14 protein-coding genes are annotated in these 14,754 nt (G+C 63.4%); 6 read left to right on the plus strand and 8 right to left on the minus strand.

Annotated elements, in window-relative coordinates; genetic code table 11:
* Positions 1-267: 267 nt before the first annotated feature.
* From ACFSM5_RS01710 to ACFSM5_RS01745, 8 genes are read right to left on the minus strand one after another with little or no spacing between them, the layout of a single operon-like run.
* A complete protein-coding gene (locus ACFSM5_RS01710; protein WP_379874499.1) occupies positions 268-1,215 on the minus strand; it encodes an isoaspartyl peptidase/L-asparaginase family protein in 948 nt (315 codons plus the stop codon).
* Complete coding sequence (locus ACFSM5_RS01715; protein WP_379874500.1) at positions 1,212-2,234, minus strand: DmpA family aminopeptidase; 1,023 nt, start codon at positions 2,232-2,234, stop codon at positions 1,212-1,214. The genes ACFSM5_RS01710 and ACFSM5_RS01715 overlap by 4 nt, the downstream gene beginning before the upstream one ends.
* Positions 2,231-3,127: a polysaccharide deacetylase family protein gene (locus ACFSM5_RS01720; RefSeq protein ID WP_379874501.1), complete on the minus strand. Its 897-nt coding sequence runs from the start codon at positions 3,125-3,127 to the stop codon at positions 2,231-2,233. The genes ACFSM5_RS01715 and ACFSM5_RS01720 overlap by 4 nt, the downstream gene beginning before the upstream one ends.
* Positions 3,128-3,132: 5 nt before the next feature.
* The gene (locus tag ACFSM5_RS01725) at positions 3,133-4,017 is read right to left on the minus strand and encodes a DMT family transporter (protein WP_379874536.1); all 885 of its coding nucleotides are present in this window, start codon (positions 4,015-4,017) and stop codon (positions 3,133-3,135) included.
* 2 nt (positions 4,018-4,019) lie between these two features.
* Entirely contained in the window at positions 4,020-4,748 is a 729-nt protein-coding gene (locus tag ACFSM5_RS01730) for an SDR family NAD(P)-dependent oxidoreductase (RefSeq protein ID WP_379874502.1), read from the minus strand.
* Positions 4,721-5,758 (minus strand): ketopantoate reductase family protein, encoded by a 1,038-nt coding sequence (locus ACFSM5_RS01735; RefSeq protein WP_379874503.1) that lies wholly within the window; start codon positions 5,756-5,758, stop codon positions 4,721-4,723. Before ACFSM5_RS01735 ends, ACFSM5_RS01730 begins: the two co-directional genes overlap by 28 nt.
* A complete protein-coding gene (locus ACFSM5_RS01740; RefSeq protein ID WP_379874504.1) occupies positions 5,758-6,456 on the minus strand; it encodes a creatininase family protein in 699 nt (232 codons plus the stop codon). Before ACFSM5_RS01740 ends, ACFSM5_RS01735 begins: the two co-directional genes overlap by 1 nt.
* Positions 6,453-7,448, minus strand: a complete 996-nt coding sequence (locus ACFSM5_RS01745; protein ID WP_379874505.1) for a GntR family transcriptional regulator — start codon at positions 7,446-7,448, stop codon at positions 6,453-6,455. Before ACFSM5_RS01745 ends, ACFSM5_RS01740 begins: the two co-directional genes overlap by 4 nt.
* 179 nt (positions 7,449-7,627) lie before the next feature.
* On the opposite strand from ACFSM5_RS01745, the gene ACFSM5_RS01750 reads away from it, so the two are divergent.
* The 6 genes from ACFSM5_RS01750 to ACFSM5_RS01775 all read left to right on the plus strand — a co-directional run bounded on the left by ACFSM5_RS01750 (position 7,628) and on the right by ACFSM5_RS01775 (position 14,638).
* Entirely contained in the window at positions 7,628-9,208 is a 1,581-nt protein-coding gene (locus ACFSM5_RS01750; RefSeq protein ID WP_379874506.1) for an ABC transporter substrate-binding protein, read from the plus strand.
* Positions 9,209-9,304: 96 nt separating this feature from the next.
* Positions 9,305-10,279, plus strand: a complete 975-nt coding sequence (locus ACFSM5_RS01755; RefSeq protein WP_379874507.1) for an ABC transporter permease — start codon at positions 9,305-9,307, stop codon at positions 10,277-10,279.
* Positions 10,276-11,181, plus strand: a complete 906-nt coding sequence (locus ACFSM5_RS01760) for an ABC transporter permease (protein ID WP_379874508.1) — start codon at positions 10,276-10,278, stop codon at positions 11,179-11,181. The genes ACFSM5_RS01755 and ACFSM5_RS01760 overlap by 4 nt, the downstream gene beginning before the upstream one ends.
* Complete coding sequence (locus ACFSM5_RS01765; protein WP_379874509.1) at positions 11,178-12,140, plus strand: ABC transporter ATP-binding protein; 963 nt, start codon at positions 11,178-11,180, stop codon at positions 12,138-12,140. The genes ACFSM5_RS01760 and ACFSM5_RS01765 overlap by 4 nt, the downstream gene beginning before the upstream one ends.
* Positions 12,137-13,141 carry an ABC transporter ATP-binding protein gene (locus tag ACFSM5_RS01770; RefSeq protein ID WP_379874510.1) on the plus strand — a complete coding sequence of 335 codons (1,005 nt, stop codon included), beginning with the start codon at positions 12,137-12,139 and terminating at the stop codon, positions 13,139-13,141. The genes ACFSM5_RS01765 and ACFSM5_RS01770 overlap by 4 nt, the downstream gene beginning before the upstream one ends.
* Positions 13,142-14,638, plus strand: coding sequence for a carboxypeptidase M32 (locus ACFSM5_RS01775; protein ID WP_379874511.1), 1,497 nt, complete (start codon positions 13,142-13,144; stop codon positions 14,636-14,638).
* The last annotated feature ends 116 nt before the right edge of the window (positions 14,639-14,754 follow it).

A 14,754-nucleotide genomic window follows, 5' to 3' on the forward strand; every position in this document is an offset into this window, starting at 1 on the left:
CAGAGACAAAAAGGCCTTCCTGATGATACCCGCTTGACCAAACTCAACACAGTTGCTCGGACTTGATCCGAGGATCTAGAGTTGCCGAACTCCGTTCCGGCTTTGCGACGCGGCGCGTCCACACGAGATCCTCGGATCAAGTCCGAGGATGACGAGGCTAGTAGAATACGCCCCCGGAGGAGACCCCGCATCAAGTGCGGGGTGACGACAGAACAGAAATAGCTGGAGACCCCGCATCAAGTGTAGGGTGACGAACGGTAGGGGGCTTTAAAGCCCCGCCGTCCGCACATCGTCCTTGTAGATGCCGGTATGGGCCACACTGTCGCCCGCCACCCAGCCGCGATACATGCCGCTTGAGTTGAACGGCAGCGATATCACGCCGCCCTTGCCGACCGCGATCAACCCGCCCGAACCACCGGCGGGCATCAGGTCCTTCATCACCACATGGTCGGCGGCGACCTCCAGGCTTTCGCCCAGATAGCGCATGCGAGAGGCGATTTCGTGGGCAGCGGCATAGCGGATGAAGATCTCGCCATGGCCGGTGGCGGAGATGGCGCAGGTGTCATTGTCCGCCCAGGTCCCGGCCCCGATCACCGGGCTGTCGCCGACACGCCCCGGCAGCTTGGCCGTCATGCCGCCGGTCGAGGTGGCGGCGGCGAGGTTGCCGTGGATATCGCAGGCAACGGCACCGACGGTCCCGTGCTTGCGGCTATCGTCATGGTCGTCTGCCCCGCGGTCCCGCATCGCCATCGTATCTTGCAGGGCTTTCCAGCGGGCCTCGGTGAAAAAATAGTCGTCTTCTTCGAACGGCAGGCCTTGCTGGCGGGCAAGGGTCAGGGCCCCTTCGCCGATCAGCATCACATGCTCGGTCTTTTCCATCACGAGACGGGCGAGGCGGATGGGGTTGCGCGGCCCACGCACACCGGCAATCGCCCCGGCGCGGCGCTGGGCGCCTTCCATGATGGAAGCATCCATCTCCTGCTTGCCCGCCGTCGTATAGACCGCGCCGCGTCCGGCATTGAACAGCGGCTCATCTTCCAGCGCGCAGACGGCGGCAGTCACGGCATCCAAGGCTGCTCCGCCATCTTTCAGGACTGCATGTCCGGCCTTCAGCGCGGTGGTGAGCCCCGCGTGATAGGCGGCCTCCTTTTCGGGGGTCATGGTGGATTTCAGGATGGTTCCGGCGCCGCCGTGAATGGCAAGGGCGAAGCTCATGCTTTCTCTCCAAGAGTATCGGCCAGACGAGGCCGGAAATTACCATCGCGCCCTGTCACCGCCTCGGCAGCGGCCAGGGCATCGAGCACGCTTTCATGAGTCGTTTCCGCCATCGCCTCGAACAGGCGGTCGATACGCGACTCGTTCAGGACGCGGCGGGGGATAAGGTCGCTCTTCTCGTCGTGGCTCACGCGATTGGCGGTGCTGAAGCCGAGGGCGATATCGCCGCTGCCATGGCCCCAGAAAGACCCGACTCGCGCCAGCCCGACGCCAGCCCGCGCGATTACTCGGCGGATCTGGCGTTCTTCGAGCGGGATGTCGGTCGCCATGACGATGATCACGGAGCCTTTGTCGTCCTGATCGGCAGGCGGGGCGACTTTGGATCCATCGGGCAAGGTAAGATCACCAGCACGCCCGAAGTTGCAAAGGCTCAGGACGCCTAAGTGAAACTTCTCGCCATCCAGCTTCAGTTTGCGCGACGCGCTGCCGATGCCGCCCTTGAAGCCGAAGCAGCTCATTCCGCGTCCCGCCCCGACAGCACCGACGGCGAAATCCTCGCGGGCGGTGTCGAGGGCAGCGCGGGCATCCGCTTCGCTGATCTTCAAAGCCTGGATGTCATTGAGGAAGCCGTCGTTGCATTCCATCACTACCGGATTGACCGTGGAGGTCTCCCGCCCGATGTCTGGGTTTTCTGCTATCGCCCGGCGGATCAGCGCGGTAGCACAGCTGCCGACCGACAGGGTATTGGTCAGCAGGATCGGCGTTTCCAGCGTGCCGAGTTCGGCGACCTGGACAAGGCCGATGCTCTTGCCAAAGCCGTTCAGCACCACCGAGCTTGCCACCAGCTTCTCGCGGAAGAGATTGCCGCCGTGGGGCCGGATGGCCGTGACGCCGGTCTGGATCGCGCCGTCGCTCAAGGTGGCATGACCCACCGTGACGCCCGGCACATCGGCGATGCTATTGAGTTTTCCTGGCTTACCCCGACCGCAGGCGAGGCCCAGATCCCGCGCGCGTGTCACAGCCCGGCATCTTCCTTCACATAGGCCGCGATCTCCGCATGGGTCGCGAACCAGACATTCCCCTTGGCTTTCATCAGCTCGATCAGTTGCTCCAGGATCCAGAGGCGCGAGCGGTAGGTGATGACATGCGGATGCATCGTCAGCAGGAAGAGTCCGCCTTCCTCGTAGGCGCCCTCGAACTCCCGGCGGAAGATGTCGAAGACAGCCTCGGGCGCGGTATAGGGGCGCAAAGCCGCGAAGCGGTTCATGTTGAAATAGACCGCATCGTCACGGATCCATTCCACCGGCAGCTCGACGATGCCGGTCGGCTCGCCTTCTTCGACGATTTCATAGGGATCATCGTCGGCCATGAGGGAGCTGTCATAGAGCAGCCCCAACTCGCGCTCGATCCGCAGGGTATTCGGGCTGAAATCCCAGGAGGGGGTGCGCAGGCCCACGGGGCGGACCCCCGTCACCTTTTCCAGCGTATCGGCGGAACGGAACATCAGGTCGCGCTCCACCTGATACTCCAGCACGCTGTTCAGCTCGTGAATCCAGCCATGGATGCCGATCTCGTGACCGTTGGAAACAAGGCGCCGCTGTTCGTCGGGATAGAGCCGGGCCGAGACGGCGGGCACGAAGAAACTTGCTTTGATGTCGTGCTTGTCCAGCACCCGCTCGATCCGGGGAATGCCCTGGCGGTTGCCGAACTGGCCCCAGGACATGCGGCCGATGGATTTGCCGCCGTCGCGCAGCTCGTTCGTCTCATGGTCGCTGTCGAAGGACAGGGCCACGGCGCAGCGCGCACCACCCTTCCATTTAGCGGGCTTCAGGCTGCGACCGGCACGGACCTTATCGACCGTGGCGCGCCAGCGTTCCTCGGGCCATTCGTAGGGCGGGATGTCGTTTGTCATCTAGGCTACTCCTTGCGGGCCTTGCGGCGCACGCTGATCAAAAGGGCGCCGCCGACGATCAGGACGGCGCCGAACCAGAAGCGCGGATCGGGCACTTCGGCGAAAAACACGAAACCCGCCAAGGCTGCGAACAGCAGGCGGATATACGGGACAGGGGCAATGGCCGAGACCTCACCGATCCGGTAAGCCTCGATGTTGCACCACATGCCGCAGCAGCCTGTGAGCGAACTCAAGGCCAGCAGGGGGATATCCCAGCCGGACGGGAAGCCGCCTTGCCAGATCGCCACCGGCAGCACTCCGACGATGGTGACCAGACCGATATAGACCATGATGGTCTGGGTGGATTCGGTGGTCGACAGCCGCCGGTTCGACATCACGATCCCGGCACCTGCGGCGGCGGAGAAGAGCGCCATGATCACCGCCGGATCGAACTTCAGGTGATCGAGGCCCGCCGCGATGACAACGCCGGAAAAGCCGATCAAGGTCGCGGCCCAGCGCAGAGGCCCTACCTTCTCCCCCATCACCGGCCCAGCCAGCAGCACGGTGAAGAGCGAGGTGGTAAAGGCCAGCACCGTCGCCATAGCGATGCCGAGGCTGGCAAAACTGGCGTAATAGAGCCACCAGCAGGCAAGGCTGAACAGGCCGCGCACGATATGCATGCCGGGGCGGCTGGTCTTCAGCGCGACCCAGCCGACGGTGGTCGACATCCAGACCCCGGCGAACAAGATCTGGGCCAGGGCGCGGAACAGCACGATCTGGGCAAACGGCACATGATCGCCCAGGTAGCGCAGCAGCACGACTTCGAACGTGAAGGTCAGCGACCCCAGCAGCAGAAACCCCGTGGCTTTGAGGTTCTTTGCCGCCTGATCGGGTGCCGCCACGACAGTCATGGTCACGAGCGTCCCCCGTCGACCGACAGGATCTGCCCCGTCACCCAGCCCGATTGTTCGGCCGCGAAGAAGAGGGTGGCGTTGGCGATATCCTCGGCCGTGCCTAGGCGCTTGGTATGGATGCTCTCCACCAGCTTCTTCTGGCCTTCTGCGCCATAGCTTTCCCACTGGCGCTGGGTTGAAGGGTTGGAGAGCACAAAGCCCGGCGCCACACTATTGACCGTCACGCCGAACGGACCAAGCTCCCAAGCCAGTTGTTTGGTAAGTCCGACCAGCGCGTGTTTCGCAGCGCTATAGCCCTGAATGCCGGTGAGGCTGGGCCGCAGTCCGGCACCCGAGGAGATGGTAACGATACGGCCATAGCCGCGTTGCTTCATCCCTGGTGCCACCGCCTGGGCGCACCAGAAGGCGCTGTCGGCGTTGGCACGGAAGAGGGCATGCCAGGTGTCTTCGTCGATCTCTTCGACCGGGCGATTGACCTGACCGCGCACGCCGCCCGCCGCCGTCGCCAGAATGTCGACAGGGCCGATGGTGGCGACGGCATCCAGCACGGCCTGCCGGTCGGACAGATCCAGCACATGGGGCGTACCGACCGAGGATTTCAGCCCGTCGCCGTCCAGATCGAGGGCATGAACCTCCGCGCCTTTGTCCGCGAAGGCTTTTGCGATGGCGCGCCCGATACCCTGGGCGGCGCCGGTGACGATTACACGGCGGCCTTTGAAGTCGTACATGCTTCCAACAATTGATCGAGGGTTGCCCAATCCTGGGCGAGCTTGCCGTCTTCGATGGCATGGATCAGATCGACCAGCTTGGCCAGGACCGGCGTATCGATGCCGACCTCTTTGGCAAGCTGGACGATGGGGGCGATCTGGGCATCGACCTCGGTCTTGCGCTTGCGCACAGCCAGATCCCGCCAGATACCGGAATGGGTCTTGGCGGTATAGCGGTTATGTTCCGCCATCGCCATGACCGAGGCCTTGGACATATCGAGGCTGACACCCGGCGCGAAAGCGTCCGGGTCGAAGCCGTTGAAGCCCAGCGGCGTTTGTCCGCGCTTCAACGCCGTCGCCACCACCTCCCGGCCCAGCTGATCGAAGACGGGGAAGTGCCGGGCGCTTTCCAGATTCTCGGTCATGGAGCCGTTGGTGAGGGCGGTGGCGAACAGGATCGAACCATAGCCGAGCTTGCCCCAGAGATAGCCCCAGATATTGTCCGTCATCACCGCGCGCGGCTCGAAGATCGACAGCAGCCGGTGGATATCGGCAAGACGTGCCGTCGTGCATCCGTCCAGTTCACCCACCGCCACCGCGGCGCGGTTGCCTAGCAGGATCTTGCCCGGCTCCAGCCAGTCGGCGCCGAAATTGACGAAGCAGCCGATGGTGCGATGCGCCCCGATCATATCGGCAATCGTCACCTCGTTAAGGCCGTTCTGGGCGGAAACGACAAAGCCATCGTCGGCCAGGAACGGCGTCAAAGCGGCGACAGCCCCTTCCGTGTGATGCCCTTTCACGGCCAGGAACACCCGCCGGTATTTGCCGGTCAGCTGCGCGGGCGTGAAGGCCTTCATCGGCTGGTTGAAAGCCTCGACCGGCCCTTCCAGCGTCAGGCCGGACTTGTTCATGGCGGCGACGTGATCGGCGACGATATCGACCATCACCACGTCTTCGCCCGCCCGGGCCATATAGGCGCCAAGGGTGCCGCCAACGGCGCCTGCGCCCCAGATCAGGATCGGATCAGCCATTACGACCAATCCTCCAGCAGGCCGCGGGTTTCGGCGACCGCGACGGACCAGAGAGCATTCATATCCTCGTCCGAGCGCTCGTAAAGCCCGCCGTAGTTACCGTCGCCGATGATCTCGCGCACCGCTTCGGGACCGCGGTCCTTCAGCTTGTCGAACGGCACATAGGGCTTGCGCTGGGTCGGTTGCTCGACGCCTTCAATACGGGTCCAGGGGAAGTTTTCCATCCAGGAGGCATGGCTTGCCACCGGGTCGATTTCCTTGACCTTGGCCCAGGTCTTGGGCGAGTTCCACCAATTGTGGAACTTCACGCGGGTGCCGGGGCGGTCGGTCATGAATTCCATGGTCACGGGCTGGACGGGTGAATTGCCGCCATGACCGTTGACGATCAGGATCTTGCGGAAGCCGGTCGTATAGAGGCTGTCCAGCACGTCGCGCACGACTTGCATATATGTCGCGGCTTTCAGTGAAATAGAGCCAGGATAAGCCATGAAATAGGGCGTGATGCCAAAGGGGATCGCTGGAAAGACCGGCACGCCCAGGGGGGCGGCTGCATCCACCGAGACTTTTTCCGACAGGATGCTGTCGACGGCAAGGCTGAGGTAGGCGTGCTGTTCAGTCGATCCCAGCGGCAGCACGGCGCGGTCGTCGTGCTTCAGATATTCTTCGACCTGGAACCAGTTGGCTTCAGAGACTCTCACAGGGCTTCCTCCTGGTGGGGCAGACCGGCCCGCAGACGTTCCAGCACCGGCAGTAGTGTGGTGCGGATCGAATGGGGGTCGGGGACATGGCGATATTCAAAAACGTCTCGCCCTTCGGGCAGACGTGGCAGCAGGGTGGTTTCAAGGCCGGAGGCATAGATGACCACATCGGCCCAGTTCAGAACCTGTTCCAGCGCCGGATCGTCGATCATGCGCACGTCGATTTCGGCCACATGGGGCGCAAAGCGCAGCACGCCGGGCTTCATCAGCGCCATGAATTCGGCAAAGACCGACACCACGCAGACATGGGCCTCGGGGTCAAGCGAGGCGAGGCGGGCGCGGGTCTCTTCGGACGGGATGTAGCTTAGGCCCACCACCGGCACGCCCTGCGGCGCGAAGGCTTCCACCTCGCCACGCCGGTTGGCGTGGGTCAGGCAGATGTCGGCGGGCTGCGGGAATTGGGCGCCTTCCTGCAGGGCGCTGAAGGTGGTCACCGTGATGGTATCGGACAGGCCCAGATACGCTGTGACCCGTTCGGCATAGACCGTGGTGGTTTCTATGAAATTGCCGACCATGACCAGCGACAGTGGGCGTTCCTGCACCGCCCGGCCGCGCGCCACCCTGGCCGACACCAGCGCCGCGATATCGGCGGGGGCGAGACCCATGCTTTCGGCTTCGGCGAACAGGGCATCGACCTTCTTCTGCACCTTGCGCATGGCCGACGCCCGGCCGCGATCCTCTTTGACCAGCGAGGCGACGAAGGTCCCCGAACCGGGGCGCGCCTCGATCAGCCCGATCTTGCGCAGGTCGGCATAGACGGTCGACACGGTCATCGGCGCGATGCCGAGGTGGCTTGCCAGATCGCGCACGGACGGCAGGCGGAAACCGGCGACAAGCTCGCCCAGGGCAATGCCGAATTGGATGAGGCCAAAGAGCTGCGTGCCGACGGGAACCGGCAGCGATTTATCAAGCGTTCCCGTTAAGCTGCTCAAGAAACGGTCACTCTGCATCTGTTCTAAGCCATTAGAACGGTTGCTGTCCGCGTCTGCTTTTTCTAGCGGCAAATTAGGCGTCATCCCTGTTGACTTGTGGCGAAAATGCGACCTACCGTTACATTCGATAAGTACAGCTTGCGTCTAAAGTTACATTCGGATCAAGGGGAGTTGCACGGATGAAACGAAATTTCGTTCGCGGGGGTTTGGTTGCCGCGGCGTTGGTTCTCGGCACGTCGCTGTCGGGTGGTGTGCTGGCTCAGACTCTGACACTGGGCGTGCGCGCCGGTCCTGACAGCATCGATCCGCATTGGTCGACCCTGGGCAGCCAGGCCGAGACGCTGCGCCATGTCTTCGATACGCTGGTCGGCGTTGACGAGAACCTGCAGCTGCTGCCGGCGCTGGCGACTTCCTGGAAGCCGATTGCCGACGATGTGTGGGAATTCAAGATCCGCGAAGGCGTCAAATTCCACGATGGGTCGGAACTGACCGCCGAGGATGTGAAGTTCTCCATCGAACGTATCCCGGTCGTGACCGGCCCGATGTCGATGACGATCTATACCAAGCGCGTGAAGTCGGTTGCCGCACCGGACAAATACACGCTGCATGTCACGACCAACGGCCCCGCCGCCGGTCTGCCGAACGATTTTATCCGCCTGTTCGTCGTGCCGAAAAAGATCGGCATGGACGTTCGTAACGAACAGTTCAATTCGGGCGCAGCCGCCATCGGCACCGGCCCCTATAAGTTCGTCTCGTGGGAGCCCAAGGGCGATTTCGTCGCTGAACGTTTCGACGGTTATTGGGGCGATAAGCCCGCGTGGCAGAAGGTGGTCCGCAAGGAAATCGCCAATGACGCGGCCCGCGTCGCTGCCCTGAAGTCCGGCCAGGTCGATATGGTGAACTATGTTCCCGCGACCGACTATGCCGCCCTTCAGAAGGACAAGAGCGTCGATACCTTCATCGCCGACTCGGTCTATATCCTGAATATCACGCCGAACGTCAAAGAGACCCTGCCCAAGAAGGCCAAGGTCGACGGCAAGGAAATCGACGCCAACCCGCTGCGTGACCCCAAGGTCCGCGAGGCGATGGATCTCGCCATCGACCGCAAGACCCTGGTGCGCGTGGTGCTCGAAGGCCTTGGCAAGCCTGCCAACCAGCTGATGCCGGTGACCTTCTTCGGTGCCTCCAAGAAGCTGCCGGAACGCCCCTATGACCTGAACAAGGCCAAGGCACTGCTGGCGGAAGCCGGGTATCCCAAGGGATTCGAGCTTGATTTCGCCTGCACCAATAACCGTCTGCCGGGCGATGCCGCCACCTGCGAGGCCCTGGGCCAGATGTGGGCGCGTGCGGGTCTGAAGATCAATGCCCAGGCGCTGAACGGGACCGTCTTCTTCCCGGCCCAGCAGAAGGGCGAGTTCAGCATGTGGATGTCGGGCTGGGGCACCGTGACGGGTGAAGCCTCCTACACCTACGGCTCGTTGGCCCATAGCGCCGATGCGACCACGGGTCTGGGCGCCTTCAACAAGTCGGGCTACGTCAATCCGGAAGTCGACAAGCTGCTGCAGGCCGGTGCCCGCGAGCTGGACGACACCAAGCGCCGGGCGCTGTTCGAGCAGGTCTCGGAAATCTCGATGAACGACCGGGCGCTGATCCCGACCGTCATCATCCAGACCGTCTGGGCGGCCAAGAAAGACGCGATCACCTTCGTGCCGCGCGTCGATCAGGAAACCCTGGCCTATCTGATCAAGCCGAAGAAGTAACTCCCCTTCGGTTCCTAACCCCCGCCGCTGACCCGAGCGGCGGGGGATTTTCAAAATCAAACGGGTCGCCTGCTTTCCTTTTGGTCTGATGGGACGATGCTGGGTTTTCTTCTACAACGCGTTATGCAAGCCGCTGCCGTGATCGTCGTGATGTCGATCCTGGTTTTCATCGGCGTTTATGCGATCGGCAATCCGATCGATGTGATGATCGATCCCGGTGCCGATCAGGCGCTGCGCGAAGCGCTGATCAAGCGCTACGGCTTCGATCAACCGCTGATCGTGCAATATGGCTATTTCGCCAAAGCGATTCTGACCGGGGACTTCGGCGAAAGCTTCATCTATCGCCTGCCGGTCCTCAGCCTTATCTGGTCCCGCTTCCCGGCGACGCTGGAACTGGCCCTGTCGGCGATGATGATCGCGACTCTGGTCGGTATTCCGCTGGGCATCTGGGCGGGCTATCGCCCGGACAGCATCGGCGCCAAGGCGATCATGGCCTTCTCGACCCTCGGGTTTTCCGTTCCGACCTTCTGGATCGGCCTGCTGCTGATCATGGTCTTCGCCGTCGAACTGGGCCTGTTTCCATCGGGTGGGCGCGGCGAGGTCGGCAGCATCCTGGGCATCCCCACCTCGCTTGCCACGCTGGATGGGCTTAGCCATCTGCTGCTACCCGCCATCAACCTGTCGCTGTTCAAGATGGGGTTGCTGATCCGCCTGACCCGCGCTGGCATGCAAGAGGCCATGGGATCGGACTATGTGCGGTTCGCCCGGGCGCAAGGCTTGCCGGAACGTCAGGTCGTCGGGCTGCATGTCCTCAAGAACATCTCCATCCCCATCGTCACCGTCTTCGGTCTGGAGTTCGGCGCCACCCTGGCCTTTGCCGTGGTGACCGAGACGATCTTCAACTGGCCGGGCATGGGCAAGCTCATCATCGACAGCATCACGACGCTCGACCGTCCGGTGATGGTCGCCTACCTCATTCTTGTGGTGATGCTCTTCGTGTTGATCAATCTCGCGGTCGATCTCATCTATGGCCAGCTCGATCCCCGTATCCGCAATCGGGGTGCGTCATGAGCGCCGCCCCAATGCTTGAGGGCGAGGGCTGGCGTCAGCGGCTCGGTGTCTTCTGGGAGGATTACCGCCAGAACTGGGTTGCCGTGCTGGCGCTGATCGTCATCGTGCTGGCGCTTGGACTGGCTTTCTCCGCCCCCTTGATTGCGCCGCAGGATCCCTATGATCAGGCGGCCCTCGATCTGTTCGATGCCCGCCTGCCGCCGGGTGAAGTCGGGTCGGGCGGCTATGCCCATATCCTCGGCACCGATAGCGCGGGCCGTGATCTCTTCTCGGCCATCCTCTATGGGCTGCGTGTCAGCTTCCTGATCGGCCTGATGGCGGGGGCGGTTGCCTTCTGTTTCGGCGGCACCATCGGTCTGATCGCGGCCTATTATGGCGGACGGGTTGAGGCGATCCTGATGCGTATCGTCGATCTCCAGCTCTCCCTGCCCGCGATTCTGCTGGCGCTGGTGCTGGTGGCGATGCTGGGGCAGGGGCTGATGCAGCTCGTGGCGGCTCTGGTCACGGCCCAATATGCCTATTTCGCCCGCACCACCCACGGCGCGGCCAGTGCGGAGCGGCGCAAGGATTATATCGAAGCCGCCATGTCGACCCCGCTGCCCGCGCGCCGGGTGCTGTTCAAGCATCTGCTGCCCAACGCCCTGCCGCCGCTGATCGTGGTGGCGACGGTGCAGGTCGCCAATGCCATCGCGCTGGAGGCGACCCTGTCCTTCCTGGGTCTGGGCCTGCCGATCACCACACCGTCGCTGGGCTCGCTGATCTCCAACGGTTTCCAGTATCTGCTGTCGGGCCGCTACTGGATCTCGATCTATCCCGGTATCGCCCTGATGATTGTCGTCGTCGCCATCAACCTTGTGGGCGATCAGGTTCGCGCCATCCTCAACCCGAGGCGCAGCCGATGAGTGCCCTAACAGTCGAAAACCTCCAGACCGAATTCCACACCAAGGCGGGCGTGCTGAAGGCGGTGGATGGGGTCAGTTTCACGGTCGAGCCGGGGCGCATCCTGGGCCTTGTGGGCGAAAGCGGGTCGGGCAAAAGCGTCACCGGCTATTCGATCCTGGGCTTGATCGAAGCGCCGGGGAAGATCGCAGGCGGCAAGGTGCTGCTGGGCGGCACCAACCTTGTGGGCATGAAACCGTCGGAGATCCGGCGCTATCGCGGTAAGCAGGTCGCGATGGTGTTCCAGGACCCGATGATGACCCTCAATCCGGTCCTGAAAGTCGGGACCCAGATGGCGGCCGCCGTCCGGGCACACGACAATGTCTCCAAGAAAGCGGCCCTAGCCCGCGCCCGCGATGCCCTTGCCATCGTCGGCATTCCCTCGCCCGAGGAACGGCTGGAGGCCTATCCCCATCAGCTGTCGGGTGGGATGCGTCAGCGCGTTGCCATCGCGACCGCTCTGCTGCACCGGCCGTCCGTCATCATCGCTGACGAACCGACCACGGCGCTCGATGTCTCGATCCAGGGTCAGATCCTGGCCGAGGTGCGGCGCCTTGCGACGGAAACCGGTACCGCCTTCGTCTGGATCACCCATGATCTGGCGGTGGTTTCCAGCCTCGCCGACGATATCTGCGTCATGTATGCGGGCAAGGTGGTGGAACGGGGACCGGCGGCGGACGTCATCGCCTCGCCCCGCCATCCCTATACCCTGGGTCTGCTGTCGTCGGTGCCGAGCCAGCATGAGCCGGGTGGCGCCTTGCCGCAGATCCCCGGATCGACGCCGTCGCTGGGCAAGCTGCCCACCGGCTGTGCCTTCCGCACCCGTTGTCCGCGCGCGACGGCCCTGTGCGAGACACCGCCCCCCTATGCCGATTTCCCCGGCGGTCGCGCCGCCCTCTGCCATCATCCGGTGCTGCCATGAGCGAAGCGCTTCTTACGCTTGAAAGCGTCACCAAACGCTTCACCCGCAACCCGAGCCTGGGCGAGAAGATCGCGGGTCTTGTCACCGGCGGTGCTAAGTCCGAGGTGGTACGCGCCGTCACCGATGTCTCGCTGACGGTGGACAAGGGCGAAGTGATCGGCCTTGTCGGCGAAAGCGGCTGCGGGAAGTCGACCCTCGGCCGCATGATCGCCGGGATCTATACGCCAAGCGAAGGCAGCCTCCGTTTCGAAGGCAAGCCAGTCGCAAAACCGGCGGGACGCCGTGTCGACAAATTGACGACACGGATCCAGATGGTGCACCAGGACCCGTTCGCCAGCCTCAATCCGCGCATGCGCATCGGCGATACGGTGGCTGAAGGGCCGGTGGCGCACAAGCTGGTGGCATCGGGCGAGGCTGCCGCCTACGTCGAAAGCCTGCTGAGCCGTGTGGGTCTGGATGCCGGATATCGCCGCCGCTTCCCGCATCAATTCTCCGGTGGCCAGCGGCAGCGCGTGGCGATTGCCCGCGCCCTGGCGATGAAGCCGGACCTGCTGGTGCTGGACGAGCCGGTGGCGTCGCTGGATGTGTCGATCCAGGCGCAGGTGCTGAACCTCTTCATGGATCTGCGGCGCGAGCTGGGCCTGACCGGCATCTTCATCAGCCATGATCTGGGCGTGGTGCGTCATGTCAGTGACCGGGTCGCGATCATGTATCTGGGCCGGATCGTCGAACTGTCGCCGACAAAAGACCTCTATGCCGATCCGCGCCACCCCTACACCAAGGCGCTGTTCGACAGCGTGCCGAAGCTGGGGCAGGGGCAGGGGGTGTTCAAGCCGATCGCGGGCGAGATCCCGTCGCCGCTGAACCCGCCCAGCGGCTGTGCCTTCCATCCGCGCTGCGCTTTTGCCGGGCCGCGCTGCAAGGCCGAGGTTCCCAAACTGAAACCCTTATCCACAGGCCGCCTTGCCGCCTGCCACTTGGAAGATGGTGGAGTTCAATAAGTGACCGACCTTTCGAACCGTATCGGCGCCGTCAATGATGTCTTGAATGCCGTTTCTCTGCTGACCTGGGACAGCCGGACCATGATGCCGGGCGGCGGGGCTGAAACGCGCGGCCAGCAGATCGCGACCCTGACGCGCCTTGCCCGCGATATCCTGCTGAGCGAGGAAACCCGCACTGCGCTCAAAGCAGCCGAAGCGGCAGCCCAGCCCGGCTATACTGCCGAAGGTCAGCAGGTCATCCAGACGCGCGAGGCTATCGAGCATCACAGCCGCGTGCCTGCCGATCTGATCGAGGCGCGGGCCGGTCTGCGCACGGTCGCCCAATCGGCCTGGATCGAGGCGCGCTCGAAATCCGATTTCTCCATCTTCGCGCCGCACCTGGAAAAGACGGTCGAGCTTTCCCGCCGCTATGCCGATGCCATCGGTTGGGAGAAACATCCCTATGATGCGCTGATCTCGCTCTATGAGCCGGGAGAGACGGTCGAAGGGCTACAGAGCCTGTTCGCGACCTTGAAGGCGGGGTTGAAGCCGATCCTGGCGGCTGTACAGGCGAGGCCGCAGCCGCGCACCGACTTCCTGACACGCGACTATCCCGAAGAAGGCCAGCGTGCCTTTGGGCTGAAGATGGCGCAGAAGTTCGGCTATGACCTGACGCGTGGGCGTCTGGATACCACCGTGCATCCGTTCGAAGTGTCCTTCACCCGCAACGATGTGCGCATCACCACCCGCTATCGCCGCGACTTCCTGCCTGCTTCCATCTTCGGCACCTTCCATGAGGCGGGCCATGGGATGTACGAGCAGAACGTCGATCCCGCCTATACCCGCACCACGCTGGCGACGGACCTGATCGGGCTTTATGCCGTCGGCGGCACCAGCTTCGGGGCGCATGAAAGCCAGTCGCGCCTGTGGGAGAATCACGTTGGCCGCAACCGGGCCTTCTGGCGTCTGAACTTCGCCGAACTGCAGGCCCAGTTCCCGGACAAGCTGGCGGACGTGACGGCCGATGAGTTCTATGCCGCGGTGACCCGCATCCAGCCGGGTTTCATCCGGGTCGAGGCGGACGAGCTGACCTATGATTTCCACATCATGCTGCGGGTGGAGATCGAGCGCCGCCTGATCGAAGGGAGCCTCGCGGTCAAGGATCTGCCGGAGGTCTGGAATGCGGCGATCAAGTCCGACCTGGGACTGACGGTGCCGGACGATGCGCGCGGCGTGTTGCAGGACGTCCATTGGTCGACGGGCTATTTCGGGTCTTTCCCGACCTACACCGTCGGCAACGTCATGGCGGCACAGTTGATGGACACGCTGCGGCGCGAGCAGCCGGACATCGATATCGCCTTGGCCGATGGTGACTACGCCAGCCTTGCCGGGTGGCTACGGGGCAAGGTCTGGCAGCACGGTCGCCGCTTTACCCGCGACGATCTGCTGATCCGGGCGACAGGGCGGGCTTTGGATCCAAAGCCCTATCTGGCCTATCTGACCGGGAAATACGCTTGAGCGTCGCTCGGCGGAAGGGGCCATCTGCGTCGTTGCTTCCCGTGCTCGGTGCTCACGTACCGGGGGTACGCTCCGCGCCTGTGCTGGCAAGCGCCTAGCATCTGACCCCTCCCGCC

The organism is Lacibacterium aquatile, from assembly GCF_042683105.1.
Taxonomy (GTDB): domain Bacteria; phylum Pseudomonadota; class Alphaproteobacteria; order Elsterales; family Elsteraceae; genus Lacibacterium; species Lacibacterium aquatile.

Excerpts from the sequence above, each read along its gene's own strand:
- ACFSM5_RS01710 (WP_379874499.1), bottom strand. The coding sequence starts at position 1,215 with ATGAGCTTCGCCCTTGCCATTCACGGCGGCGCCGGAACCATCCTGAAA.
- ACFSM5_RS01720 (WP_379874501.1), bottom strand. The coding sequence starts at position 3,127 with ATGACAAACGACATCCCGCCCTACGAATGGCCCGAGGAACGCTGGCGC.
- ACFSM5_RS01725 (WP_379874536.1), bottom strand. The coding sequence starts at position 4,017 with ATGACTGTCGTGGCGGCACCCGATCAGGCGGCAAAGAACCTCAAAGCC.
- ACFSM5_RS01730 (WP_379874502.1), bottom strand. The coding sequence starts at position 4,748 with ATGTACGACTTCAAAGGCCGCCGTGTAATCGTCACCGGCGCCGCCCAG.
- ACFSM5_RS01735 (WP_379874503.1), bottom strand. The coding sequence starts at position 5,758 with ATGGCTGATCCGATCCTGATCTGGGGCGCAGGCGCCGTTGGCGGCACC.
- ACFSM5_RS01750 (WP_379874506.1), top strand. The coding sequence starts at position 7,628 with ATGAAACGAAATTTCGTTCGCGGGGGTTTGGTTGCCGCGGCGTTGGTT.
- ACFSM5_RS01755 (WP_379874507.1), top strand. The coding sequence starts at position 9,305 with ATGCTGGGTTTTCTTCTACAACGCGTTATGCAAGCCGCTGCCGTGATC.
- ACFSM5_RS01760 (WP_379874508.1), top strand. The coding sequence starts at position 10,276 with ATGAGCGCCGCCCCAATGCTTGAGGGCGAGGGCTGGCGTCAGCGGCTC.
- ACFSM5_RS01765 (WP_379874509.1), top strand. The coding sequence starts at position 11,178 with ATGAGTGCCCTAACAGTCGAAAACCTCCAGACCGAATTCCACACCAAG.
- ACFSM5_RS01770 (WP_379874510.1), top strand. The coding sequence starts at position 12,137 with ATGAGCGAAGCGCTTCTTACGCTTGAAAGCGTCACCAAACGCTTCACC.